Source organism: Pseudoalteromonas sp. SIMBA_162 (assembly GCF_046535955.1).
GTDB lineage: Bacteria > Pseudomonadota > Gammaproteobacteria > Enterobacterales > Alteromonadaceae > Pseudoalteromonas > Pseudoalteromonas marina.
Genome location: NZ_JAWJBQ010000180.1, coordinates 1 through 327, shown reverse-complemented (window position 1 = coordinate 327; position 327 = coordinate 1). Strand labels below are relative to the sequence as shown.

General features: G+C 63.6%; 1 protein-coding gene. It reads right to left on the bottom strand.

All coding sequences use genetic code 11. The features are described from left to right. Positions 1-258, bottom strand: a 258-nt coding sequence (locus R0J88_RS19255) for a hypothetical protein (RefSeq protein WP_410900769.1), incomplete at its 3' end; no start/stop codon positions are given. Positions 259-327 lie beyond the last annotated feature (69 nt).

The following is a 327-nucleotide window of genomic DNA, read 5'->3' as shown; positions in this document are numbered from 1 at the left end:
GAAGAACTTCGCGGCCAGCGGGCGCACCAGCAGGCAGATGCTGCTGGCCAGCGAGAACAGTCCCAGTGTCAGGCCCAGATCACTCAGCGATGGTTCGCCGAGCACCAGCCCGCGGAAGAAGGTCAGCGGCGCGATCACGTAGATCAGCAAGGTGGCGATGGGGCGCGGGTCGATCGCGAGGCGGCGTGCACAGAGGGCGCCGAGGGCGACGAAGGTGATCAGCATCCAGAGCGGTTGCTGCAGATCGATGTGGTCCATCACGGTTCCTTGTGAAGCGTCATTGTCCTTTTGGCTCATCATGCCGTGTGGCCCCTGTCAGCGTCATCC